The organism is Pseudobutyrivibrio xylanivorans, assembly GCF_008935055.1.
Classification (GTDB): Bacteria; Bacillota; Clostridia; order Lachnospirales; family Lachnospiraceae; genus Pseudobutyrivibrio; species Pseudobutyrivibrio xylanivorans_A.
This window is the reverse complement of sequence record NZ_CP043028.1, coordinates 421,480-432,893: the sequence shown is the minus strand read 5'-3', so window position 1 is coordinate 432,893 and position 11,414 is coordinate 421,480. Positions and strand designations below refer to the sequence as shown.

11 protein-coding genes are annotated in these 11,414 nt (G+C 42.5%); all 11 read left to right on the top strand.

Features of this window, described 5'->3' with window-relative positions:
* Window positions 1-12 precede the first annotated feature (12 nt).
* The 11 genes from FXF36_RS01965 to FXF36_RS01915 all read left to right on the top strand — a co-directional run bounded on the left by FXF36_RS01965 (window position 13) and on the right by FXF36_RS01915 (window position 11,220).
* Window positions 13-600, top strand: a complete 588-nt coding sequence (locus FXF36_RS01965; protein ID WP_151622216.1) for a hypothetical protein — start codon at window positions 13-15, stop codon at window positions 598-600.
* 24 nt (window positions 601-624) lie between these two features.
* A complete protein-coding gene (locus tag FXF36_RS01960; protein ID WP_167511253.1) occupies window positions 625-1,041 on the top strand; it encodes a hypothetical protein in 417 nt (138 codons plus the stop codon).
* Between the two features lie 205 nt (window positions 1,042-1,246).
* Window positions 1,247-2,548 (top strand): ABC transporter substrate-binding protein, encoded by a 1,302-nt coding sequence (locus tag FXF36_RS01955; protein WP_151622214.1) that lies wholly within the window; start codon window positions 1,247-1,249, stop codon window positions 2,546-2,548.
* Between the two features lie 60 nt (window positions 2,549-2,608).
* Window positions 2,609-3,481: a carbohydrate ABC transporter permease gene (locus tag FXF36_RS01950; RefSeq protein WP_151622213.1), complete on the top strand. Its 873-nt coding sequence runs from the start codon at window positions 2,609-2,611 to the stop codon at window positions 3,479-3,481.
* Window positions 3,481-4,302: a carbohydrate ABC transporter permease gene (locus FXF36_RS01945; protein WP_151622212.1), complete on the top strand. Its 822-nt coding sequence runs from the start codon at window positions 3,481-3,483 to the stop codon at window positions 4,300-4,302. The genes FXF36_RS01950 and FXF36_RS01945 overlap by 1 nt, the downstream gene beginning before the upstream one ends.
* A gap of 15 nt (window positions 4,303-4,317) precedes the next feature.
* On the top strand, window positions 4,318-5,823 hold the full coding sequence (gene arfA, locus FXF36_RS01940; RefSeq protein ID WP_174819703.1) for an arabinosylfuranosidase ArfA: 1,506 nt from the start codon (window positions 4,318-4,320) through the stop codon (window positions 5,821-5,823).
* Between the two features lie 42 nt (window positions 5,824-5,865).
* The gene (locus FXF36_RS01935; protein ID WP_151622210.1) at window positions 5,866-6,855 is read left to right on the top strand and encodes a LacI family DNA-binding transcriptional regulator; all 990 of its coding nucleotides are present in this window, start codon (window positions 5,866-5,868) and stop codon (window positions 6,853-6,855) included.
* Between the two features lie 83 nt (window positions 6,856-6,938).
* The gene (locus FXF36_RS01930) at window positions 6,939-7,994 is read left to right on the top strand and encodes an ABC transporter substrate-binding protein (RefSeq protein ID WP_151622209.1); all 1,056 of its coding nucleotides are present in this window, start codon (window positions 6,939-6,941) and stop codon (window positions 7,992-7,994) included.
* A 74-nt stretch (window positions 7,995-8,068) separates the two neighbouring features.
* Entirely contained in the window at window positions 8,069-9,022 is a 954-nt protein-coding gene (locus FXF36_RS01925; RefSeq protein ID WP_151622208.1) for an ABC transporter permease, read from the top strand.
* Entirely contained in the window at window positions 9,015-9,815 is an 801-nt protein-coding gene (locus FXF36_RS01920; RefSeq protein WP_151622207.1) for an ABC transporter ATP-binding protein, read from the top strand. Before FXF36_RS01925 ends, FXF36_RS01920 begins: the two co-directional genes overlap by 8 nt.
* Before the next feature lie 82 nt (window positions 9,816-9,897).
* Window positions 9,898-11,220, top strand: a complete 1,323-nt coding sequence (locus FXF36_RS01915; protein WP_151622206.1) for an aspartate kinase — start codon at window positions 9,898-9,900, stop codon at window positions 11,218-11,220.
* The last annotated feature ends 194 nt before the right edge of the window (window positions 11,221-11,414 follow it).

Genomic DNA, 11,414 nt, shown 5'->3' with positions numbered 1-11,414 from the left:
AGGAGGATAGTGATGACAGTACAAGCTTTAAGACATTTGTTTGACGATTCATTAACTCAGATTCCAGACGAATATATTCAATCGGTAATTGATGAGTACGATCTTGATATTGACGAGACAAATGAATTTGGATGGGATAAGTTTATTATAAAAAAATATAATTCCGGACATAGATTTGGTTGTGACGTAGGTAAAATGCTTAATATACCTACTTGTGACGACAACATAGAGGATTTCATAAAAGAAATTGATCGGTTAGTGATATCAAAAAAGATTTACAACGACATTGGTATGTTTACAGAAAAATATACTATCGTAGATTTTTCTGCCGGAAAAGTATTTCATACTGTTGGTAATATTGGCAGTGATTATACCAAGTATGATAATTCTGAATTAGATAAAATGCAGTCAGAAAAAATAGTATCTGATTTGAAGGTGATTGTTTCAGAGCTTGAAAGAACAGCAGCAAAAGAACCAGTGCCAGTTTTTGACTGTAGGATTATCCTTATGAGCAAAGACAAAAAGGTAAAAAAATATTATTTAAAGAATGTAGCTGAAATGAAAGCTATAAATGGCTTTGTTGAAAATCATTTATTCTAACAGGTTAGATATACGGAGGTTATGATGAAAAAAAATATAATAAAGATATGCATTATTCTACTGTTAGTTATAATAGCCATAACTTTTTATACTAATCCCGATAGTGTGAAGAATGATTCTCAAGTAACAGAAGAATCGTTTCAGGACGAAATGCAAGGCACTTGGAGTACATTTGGGGAAAAGTATCAACTAAAATTCTATTATGATGAAAATAACATTTATAGAGTTGCATACTACGAGAGAAAGGGGTTAGAGAAAAATCAGATATTTGATTATCCATATAGAAATCTAAAAGTAATTAACGACGGAAAGTACGCTTATGAAATGGATTTAGACGCTCTAATGGAAAACATGGGGATGAAAATATCATTTACAAAAGACCACGCCAGAATGACAAATAATCTTGTGGATGGCAGGGTGATGTTCAAATCCATGTGGTAATTATCACCTAAAACCATCTGCGATAATTGGTGAGAGTGTTAGGTTGACAGATTAGATGCAGAAGAGTATCTTAAAGATAAGAAGTGTACACGAGTACGCAAACGAATTTAAAGCATTTCTTTAGAGGGATGCTTTAAATTTTGGGGATGTGCGCACGCGAGTACGCAAATAACGAATCGGATTCATAATGGAGGAGGAAAATTTTATGAAACGAAAAATTATTAGTGGTTTGCTGGCAGGATTGATGGCCATGAGTCTTTTCACAGGATGTGGCTCAGCAGCTAACACAACAACTGCATCAGAAGGGGGAAGCGACACTGGTGCAAAGGCAGAGGCATCTACCTCAGATCCAATCACAATTTCATTCTGGTGCAACTTCACTGGATCAGATGGTGACGTTCTTCGAGAGATTGTGGACAAGTACAATTCAACAAACACAGATAATATAAAGGTTGAAATTGACATCATGGACTATGGAACACTTCAGTCAAAGCTTCCAACAGCAATTTCAACAGGAACAGGTCCTTCGTTCATTCTTGCAGGTGTTGAGCTTATCAAGCAGTACAAAGAGAACGATATGATTGAGCCAATCGATGATTTCTGGGATGTGACAGGAATTGATAAGTCAAACTACAATGCAAACGTTCTTGAAAAATCATATTTCGATGGCACACAGTATGGTGTTCCAATGCAGTACAACCTTCAGTATCTGTACTATAACAAGGATTTGTTTGCAGCAGCTGGTCTTGATCCAGAGGCACCACCTACCACAATGGAGGAGCTTGAGAAGGATGCAATTGCCTGCACAGACGAAGCAAACGGCATCTACGGACTTGGACTTCCAGTTAACTATGGCAACTATGTTGAATATCTTTGGGCAAACGGTGGCGATGTTGTAAGCGTTGATGGTAAGGAGAACTTCCTTAACTCTGATGCAAATATCAAGACTCTTACCTGGATTCAGAACATGATTAATGAAGGTGTTTCACCAAAGGCTCTCGATGCAGGTGAGGCAGACACAATGTTCCAGGCAGGAAGACTTGCAATGTACACAAGCGGCCCTTGGAATATCAATGGTTTAAATCAGCTTGGTGTTAATTACGGTATTACAGCAATTCCAGCAGGTACAGATGGCGCATTCTCTCCAGAGGGTGGCTGCTCATGGATGCTCACAAAGGGCGCTGACGAGGCAACAAAGCAGGCTGCATACAAGTTCATGGCTTACTGGATTAGTGATGACATTTTAAAGGAATGGTCAAACAGAAATGGATTCCCAGTTTGGGCAAATTCAGTTTTGAAGGATTCAGAGATTCAGGCAAACGAAATCCTTGCAGACGTTTCTGCAGCTTCAACAATTGGTAGAGATTATCATCTTACATTAGACTGTGGCTCACAGATTGATGCAGATGTAATGCAGCCAATGATGGAAAAGATTCTTTCAGGCGAGGATGTTAAGGCATCTGTAACAGAGGCTTCAGCAAAGCTTGATGAGGTATTAGGTTTATAAGAGGTATTGTTTCTGGTGCTGCCATTTGGCAGCACCAGTTAATTAAAGGGGGACAAAGAAGTGAAGAGGAATCAAAAATTAGCATACCTGTTCATAGCGCCATCATCGTTGATTTTAATAATATTTGTGTTTGTGCCACTTTTTGAGGCTTTCTTCATTAGCTTGACTAACATGGATATTTACATGAATGGATATAATTTTATTGGAGTGGACAATTACCTTAGAATTCTTGAGGATTCAAGAGTTTGGAATGCCACAAGGAACACTATCGTATATACGATAATTGAAGTGCCGCTTCAGATTGCATTATCACTTTTTATTTTACTTTTGATGCTTGGAAATAATAAGTTCCACAAATTCTTAAGAACAGTTTTCTATATTCCTTATGTTTGCTCCATGACAGCAATCAGTGTTATGTGGTCTATGATTTTAAATAAGAATTCTGGAATGGTTGCTTTCATGCTCAGCAAAATCGGAATCGAAATCCCAAATCTTCTTGGAACGCCGGGCTATGCAATGGGTACCGTAATTGCGGTATCAGTATGGAAAAGCTTTGGCTACACATTGACACTGCTTTCAGCAGCAGCTCTTGGTGTTTCACAATCACTGTACGAGGCAGCAGAGATTGACGGAGCATCATGGATTAAGAAATTCATCTATGTGACAATCCCTGGAATAAGAGAGACAATAGCATTTTGTCTTGTGACAACCTTAATCACAGCCCTTCAGGTATTCGATCAGATTTATGTTTTGACTCAGGGTGGGCCACTTTATTCAACAGAGACACTAGTGGGCTACATCTACGACAGGGGCTTCAAGACAGCGCCTTTTGACGTGGGTTATGCTACTTCAGTTGCAGTTTACTTATTCTTCCTGATTGCGATAATCACATTCGTACTCAGAAGATACGCCACTAGAAGGGAGGAAGAGTAATGAACAGAAAAGCTTTTGACATCTTGGGAACAGTGGTGTTAGTTATCATCATGCTCATTATTTTATTGCCGCTGTTTTGGCTTTTGGTTTCAGCCTTCAAATCAGATTTTGATGTAATGCGTTGGCCACCGAAGTTTTTCCCATCTGAGTGGGTAGGCACGCAGTTTGCTTATGTTTGGAAGGTACTGCCGATTCCGACTATGCTGAAAAACACAGTGTGCTTTGCAGGCGCAGTAACAATAATCAGTTTGTTCTTTGATTCTCTTGCGGCCTATGCTTTCGCCAGAATGGATTTCTGTGGCAAGAAAATCATCTTTGGAATTATCCTGCTTACCATGATGATTCCATTTCAAATTGTTATGATTCCAATTTATTTGGAAGAATATAAAATGGGAATTCTCAACTCCTTCATAGGTCTGGTGTTACCACGAGCTGCAAGCGCTTACGGTATTTTCATGCTGACTTCATTCTTCACGGGAATTCCCAAATCCTTGGATGAGGCCGCTCGAATTGATGGAATGAGCGAGATACAGATATATTTGAAAATCATTTTACCGTTGTCGAAGCCAGCACTTGTTACACTTGGAATTTTCCATTTGATGAACAACTGGAACGATTTGCTCTATCCTATGATGCTCACCAGCACACAGGAGAGGCGCACGTTATCAGCTGGCTTGGCCACACTGGTTGGAAGTAATGCCATAAAATACGGACCAACATTGGCGGCTACAGTAATTGCAATCGCACCACTTTTGATAGTCTTTCTGCTGGGACAGAGGTTCTTTATGGAAGGCATCGCTACATCAGGAATGAAAGAATAGGGGAGGCTAAATATAATGGAAAACAGGTTGATTATAGATAAGGATTTTAAAATTGGAGAGGTGGACAAGCGCCTGTTTGGTTCTTTTGTGGAGCACATGGGAAGGGTGGTTTATTCGGGAATATATGAGCCAGACCATCCTACAGCAGATGAGAATGGATTTCGACAGGATGTTGCAGAACTGGCAAAGAAAATGGGAGTTGGCAGCGTCAGATATCCTGGTGGAAATTTCGTTTCCAACTACAACTGGATGGATGGAATTGGTCCAAAGGAAAAACGACCACGCAAAAGAGATTTGGCATGGAAATCAATCGAGACCAACGAGGTTGGAATTGACGAATTCATGAAGTGGGCAAACAAGTACCAGATGGAGCCAATCATGGCTGTGAATATGGGAACCAAGGGGCTGGACGAGGCAGTGGCTTTGATTGAATATTGCAACAGCGAGACTGGAACCTATTACAGTGATTTGCGCGCTGAAAATGGACATAAGGAACCATACACAATCAAGACCTGGTGCCTTGGAAATGAGATGGATGGCGAGTGGCAGCTGGGACACAAGACAGCCCAGGAATATGGCAGACTTGCCCATGAAATTGGAAAGGCAATGAAGCTTGTGGACCCATCGATTGAGCTGGTGGTTTGTGGTAGCTCAATGTCGAGAAATGCTACCTTTGGAGACTGGGAGCGAGAGGTTCTGGCAAATACCTATGATGAGGCAGATTATATTTCCTTGCACCAATATTATGATGGTCAGGACGAGGGAACCAAAGCATTTTTAGCCCGTTCTTTAGATATGGAACGATACATCGATTTGGTCTGTGGCATAGCTGATTTGGAGAAAAAGAAGCGTGGTAGCAGCAAGACCCTTAATATTTGTTTCGACGAGTGGGGTGTTTGGTCTACACCTGATTTTGAGGTGCAGAAGTGGGTGGATGAGCATCCTTGGCAAATTGCGCCACCTCTTGGTGAGCAGATATATTCCATGGAGGATTCACTGCTCTTTGCCAGCATGTTGATGGTACTTTTGAAGAAGTGTAATCGTGTAAAGATTGGCTGCCAGTCATTACTTGCAAATATCAGTGCCTGCATCATGACGAAAAAAGGTGGAGAGGCATGGGTTCAGCCAATATATTTCCCATTTGAGATGATCGCAAACAACGCTAAGGGCGTAGTGCTTGAGGCAAGATATGTGGGTGAGACCTATGAGACTGAGGAGTTCGAACAGGTGCCAGTTGTAGATAGTCTGGTTGTTTATAACGAAGCAGACAGGGCTCTTGCAGTTTTCCTTGTAAATCGAGGAGAACAGGAGACTGAGCTTGTAGTTGATGCAAGGGCTATGGCTCTGGCTAGGGTTATAGAATCCAGGGTATTGTATTCTGATGACATCAAGCTTAACAATGTTAAGAACCATGAGGCAGTTAAGCCAGCGTCTGTGGATAATGTGAAATTGCAGGGTGAAGAAATTAAGGTAAGCCTGAAACCATTCTCTTTCCAGATGGTTCGAATTGGTTTAAAATAGGGGTTAGTTCGCTTAGGGTTAAGAATTAATAAGGGGTTAATAATGGCTATTACTACTAATGATTTGGCGAAGCTTTGCGGGGTGTCCCGCACCACTGTTATCAGAGCTTTGAACAATACAGGGCGTATAAATGATACAACTAAACAAATGATTCTTAAGACCGCTGAGGACAATGGTTACAAGCCTGATCTTCTGGCTCGAAGTCTTGCAAAGGGACGGACCTATACAATCGGTATGGTTGTTTTGGATTCAAAGAATCGTTACTTTGCTCAGATGATTAGCGCGGTGAGTGCCGAGGCTGAGAAGCTTGGATACGGGGTCAATATCAACCTTCACAACAACGACCCTAAAAAGGAAATGGAAAAGCTAAAGAGGATGGCAGCCTACAAGATGGATGGAATCATTCTCTCTTCCATAAATGAGGGTGATGAGTATCGTGAGTTTCTTGAAGGTCTGGGAATACCAATCGTCTCTGTGGATAACAAGATAGCAGAGGGGATACCATTTGTGGATATTTCTCAGCGCAAGGCAATGAAGACTGCCACAGAAAAGGTAGTTGCAGCAGGCTATAAGAAGCTTGTTTTCGTTTGCCCACCAATAAAGGGCAACCCTAATGAAAATATCTATGTTCATCAAAAGCGTATGGAAGGATTTAAGCAGGCTGTGGACAAGGCTGGCGCTAAGGTAAAGGCAGACTATCTTCTTGATTGGGATTATTTGAAGCATGTGGAAAAATACGAGGTAACAAAGGACACTGCCTTTGTCTGTACTGCAGACGAGGTGGCCCTTGATATCATGATGCTTCTTAAAAATAAAGGCCTTGAGGCAGGCAAGAATTACGGTCTACACGGCTTTGATGCCATTGATACTCTTAAATATATCAGTCCACGACTCAACTCTGTAAACAACAATGTGGAGCTGGTTTCCAAGGAAGCTATGAACCTCCTTTTTCAGTACATCGACGAAAAAGAAAATGACAAGAGCAAAAGGATTATAGTGCCATTTGAACTTGTTGACGGCGAGACGGTGTAATGTGAATTTTTCGCTTTAACTCACTAAAGTGTTGTGGTACAATATCACTAGTTTATTTACTAGAGATATTGAGGAGGACAGATATGAAAAAGAGATTATTATCCCTTTTCATGGGGTTAACAATGGTTGCTGTTTGCTTTGCTGGATGTGGTAGTGCTTCTACTGACAATGGAGCAGATTCTTCTGCAGATGCAGCAGCTGAGGGGCAGGTTTACAAGGTTGGTATCATCCAGTACGTAGATGATGCGTCTCTTAATCAGATTGTAGATAATCTTGAGAAGCAGCTTGATGTGATTGCAGAAGAGAAGGGTGTTACCTTCAATTACAAGGATTACTACTACAATGGTCAGGCTGATTCAACCACAATCAACCAGATTGTTGCAGAGCTTATTAATGATGAGGTGGATGTGCTTGTTCCAATCGCAACACCTACAGCGATGATTTGCCAGTCTGCTACAGAGGAGAACCAGATTCCTGTTGTATTTGCAGCAGTTTCTGACCCAGAGGGAGCAGGTCTTGTGAAGAGCAATGATGCTCCTGGCGCCAACATCACTGGTACATCAGATGCCCTTAACACAGAAGCAGTGCTCGATTTGATGCTTGAGCAGAACAGAGACTTACAGAAGGTTGGCCTTCTTTACGATAAGTCACAGGATTCATCTGCTACACCTATCAAGGATGCAAAGGCATATCTTGAGGGCAAGGGCATTGAGGTAGTTGAGAAGACAGGTACAAAGAATGACGAGGTTATGCTTGCAGCAGATGCTCTTTGTGCAGAAGGCGTAGATGCAGTTTTCACACCTACTGACAATACAATTATGACAGCAGAGCTTGGTATCTATGAGAAGTTTATCGATGCAAAGATTCCACACTATTGTGGTGCTGATTCATTCGCTCTCAATGGCGCATACCTTGGATATGGCGTTAATTATGCAACACTTGGTGTTGAGACAGCCAACATGGTTGCTGAGGTTTTAGTAGATGGCAAATCGCCAGCTACACTTGCTGTAAAGACTCTGGACAACGGTACAGCTACTGTAAATACAGAGACTGCAGCAGCTATTGGTTTGGATTATGAGAAGCTTCGCGATATGTGCGATGGATTTGTGGAAATCCAAACATCGAAGGAATTCGAATAAAAAATTTAGGCTTCCCCTTGAGGGGAAGCTGTCAGCTTTAGCTGACTGATGAGGTGGAAGGGTTTTTTAGTGTTATGTCGACAATTTTTACTATATCGATTTTTCAGAGTGCTTTAGAACTAGGGTGTATCTACGCCCTAGTTGCTTTAGCACTTTTTATTTCTTTTACAATTCTTAATATCGCTGATTTGACCACAGATGGTTGCTTCACACTTGGTTGTGCAGTTGGTGCCATGGTCACTTTGGCAGGACATCCATTTCTGGCGCTTATTGCAGCAATGGTGTCAGGTGCAGTGGCAGGCTTCGTAACAGCCTTTCTGCAGACCAGACTTGGAGTTGAGTCAATCCTGGCGGGAATCATCGTAAATACAGGCTTATACACAATCAATATTGCAGTTATGGGATTTTCATCCCTTACAAATCTTTTCGGCTGCGATACTATTTTTTCGTTGGGAAAAGATGGTGCGATGAATGCAATATTTGGTGACTGGTACAAGGTGATCCTTGTGGTTGCAATTGTGGCTGTCATTGCCCTTGCGCTCTGGTGGTTCCTTGGCACTACCCTTGGTATGTCAATCCGTGCTACAGGCGACAATGCAGAGATGGTGAAATCATCTTCAATCAACCCAACCTTTACCATTACTGTTGGACTTTGCCTGGCAAACTCTTTGACAGGACTTTCCGGCGCACTTATTGCCCAGTACCAGAAGTCTGCTGATATCAATATTGGTACAGGTATGGTGACAATCGCCCTTGCATCCCTTATCATTGGACAGACACTCATTGGCAATAAGGGAACAACAATTCGAAGAATTCTCGGAACCATCCTTGGTTCTGTTCTTTACAGATTCATCGTGGCAATCGCTCTTAGATTGTCAGTTCCAGCTGAGGCGTTGAAACTTGTTTCAGCTATCATCGTTGCTGTTGCAATTGCAGCGCCATACGTGAGAAGAAAGACTGCACTGAAGAAGCGCGAGTTCGCAAACTATCGTGCAGGTCAGAGTAAGGAGGTGAAGGAAAATGCTTAAGTTAGATAACATTTCCAAGACCTTCAACCCAGGAACAGTCAACGAAAAGGCAGCTCTTACACATCTTTCTCTCGATTTGAAGGATGGAGACTTCGCCACAATCGTAGGCTCAAATGGAGCTGGCAAGTCCACTATGTTCAATGCTATCGCAGGCACTTTCATTGTTGATGAGGGAAATATTTATCTTGATGGAGAGGACATCACCTTCAAGAAGGAGCACGTGCGCAGCAAGGTTATCGGGCATCTTTTCCAGGACCCATTGAAGGGCACTGCTCCAAACATGACAATTGAGGAAAATATGGCACTTGCATATTTACGCGCTTCACATTCTTCAAGCCAGTATTTTTCAAGAATCAGTAGCAAGGACAAAGCACGCTTCCGTGAGCAGCTTTCGCTCCTTGGCATGGGACTTGAGGATAGAATGAAGCAGCCGGTTGGACTACTTTCAGGTGGACAGCGTCAGGCTCTTACACTTCTCATGGCAACTTTTGTAACGCCAAAGCTTTTGCTTTTGGATGAGCACACAGCGGCTCTTGATCCAGCCACAGCTGAAAAGGTTCTTGAACTTACAAAGAGCATAGTGGCAGAGCGAGGCATCACCTGTCTGATGGTTACTCACAACATGCATCAGGCTCTGGATGTGGGAAATCGTACACTTATGATGAATGCAGGTACTATTGTTTTCGATACATCGGGAGAGGAGCGTGCCAGCCTCACAGTAAACGACCTGTTGGAGAAGTTTAAAGTGGGCGCAGGAGAAGAATTAGATAACGACAGAGTACTTTTGTCGTAGGTTTTTGTATAATTTAGCACTTTAATTCGCTAAAGTTATAAGATACAATATTTTTAAAAATTTAGGACGAGGAAATATATAAATGAAAAAGGTAGTTAAATTTGGTGGTAGTTCCCTTGCTGACGCAAAGCAGTTCAAGAAGGTTGGCGACATTATTCGTGCTGATGAGAACCGTGTTTTTGTTGTTCCATCTGCACCAGGTAAGCGCAACAGCAAGGACACAAAGGTTACTGATATGCTCATCGGAACCTACGAGGATGCATTGGCAGGAAAGGACGTAACAAAGAATCTTGCTGATATCAAGGCTCGTTACGATGAGATTATCGAGGGACTTGAGCTCAAAGGCTTCTCTTTGGACGAGGACTTCAAGACAATTGCAGAAGAAATCAAAGCAGACCTTTCACTTGATTATCTTGCCAGCCGTGGAGAGTATCTCAATGGTAAAATTATGGCAGAGTACTTAGGCTACGATTTCATCGATGCAAAGGAAGTTATCTTCTTCAACGAAGAGGGACAGCTTAATTCTTACAAGACAGAAAAGACTATGGCAAAGGCACTTGAGGAGCATCCACATGCAGTAATTCCTGGTTTCTATGGCTGTGGCAAGGATGGCAGGGTAAAGACATTCTCACGTGGTGGCTCTGATGTAACAGGCTCAATCGTAGCAGGCGCAGCAAAGGTTGACGTCTACGAGAACTGGACAGACGTTTCAGGCTTCCTTATTTGCGACCCTCGCATAGTAAAGAATCCAGTTGGAATGCAGACAATCACTTATCGTGAGCTCCGAGAGCTTTCTTACATGGGTGCTTCAGTACTTCACGAGGATGCTATTTTCCCTGTTCGTTCAGCAGGCATCCCAATCAATATCAAGAACACTAACAAGCCAGAGGACGACGGCACATGGATTGTTGAGAGCACAGGCCAGCGCAACGAATATGTCATCACAGGTATCGCTGGTAAGAAGGGCTTCTGCACAGTGCTTATCACAAAGTCGCTTATGAACTCTGAGGTAGGCTTCTGCCGAAAGGCACTTCAGGCCTTCGAAGACAACGGCATCAGCATAGAGCACATGCCATCAGGTATCGACACCATGACAGTCGTTGTTCACGAGGACGAGTTCATCAACAAGGAGCAGGCTGTAGTTTCAGCTATCCACAGAAACTGCTCACCAGACTCTATCGAAATCGAATCTGACCTTGCACTTATCGCAGTCGTAGGTCGAGGCATGAAGAGTACCCGCGGTACCGCAGGCCGTATCTTCTCAGCCCTCAGCCACGCTCACGTCAACGTACGTATGATTGACCAGGGCTCTTCCGAGCTGAACATCATCATCGGAGTACAGAACGAAGACTTCGAGGCAGCCGTGAAGGCTATATACGACATCTTCGTAATGACGAAGCTCTAAAAAAGAATACACCAGGCGGCTCTTTGGACACCCCAAGGGGTCGCTATTTTTCTGCCTTTTATTCCTGAGCCCTGCCTCCGGCCCTGTGTACCGCGCAGTCCAATTCTCATTTGCATCATTGGAGCAAAATTGTAGATTCTCTTAAGCTACAGATTGAGCTTTCTGTGAGTGTTCTTTTATTGATTTTGCACTTC

Coding starts and splice junctions, on each gene's coding strand:
- FXF36_RS01945 (WP_151622212.1), top strand. CDS start 3,481: ATGAACAGAAAAGCTTTTGACATCTTGGGAACAGTGGTGTTAGTTATC.
- FXF36_RS01930 (WP_151622209.1), top strand. CDS start 6,939: ATGAAAAAGAGATTATTATCCCTTTTCATGGGGTTAACAATGGTTGCT.
- FXF36_RS01935 (WP_151622210.1), top strand. CDS start 5,866: ATGGCTATTACTACTAATGATTTGGCGAAGCTTTGCGGGGTGTCCCGC.
- arfA (WP_174819703.1), top strand. CDS start 4,318: ATGGAAAACAGGTTGATTATAGATAAGGATTTTAAAATTGGAGAGGTG.
- FXF36_RS01955 (WP_151622214.1), top strand. CDS start 1,247: ATGAAACGAAAAATTATTAGTGGTTTGCTGGCAGGATTGATGGCCATG.
- FXF36_RS01965 (WP_151622216.1), top strand. CDS start 13: ATGACAGTACAAGCTTTAAGACATTTGTTTGACGATTCATTAACTCAG.
- FXF36_RS01960 (WP_167511253.1), top strand. CDS start 625: ATGAAAAAAAATATAATAAAGATATGCATTATTCTACTGTTAGTTATA.
- FXF36_RS01915 (WP_151622206.1), top strand. CDS start 9,898: ATGAAAAAGGTAGTTAAATTTGGTGGTAGTTCCCTTGCTGACGCAAAG.
- FXF36_RS01925 (WP_151622208.1), top strand. CDS start 8,069: ATGTCGACAATTTTTACTATATCGATTTTTCAGAGTGCTTTAGAACTA.
- FXF36_RS01920 (WP_151622207.1), top strand. CDS start 9,015: ATGCTTAAGTTAGATAACATTTCCAAGACCTTCAACCCAGGAACAGTC.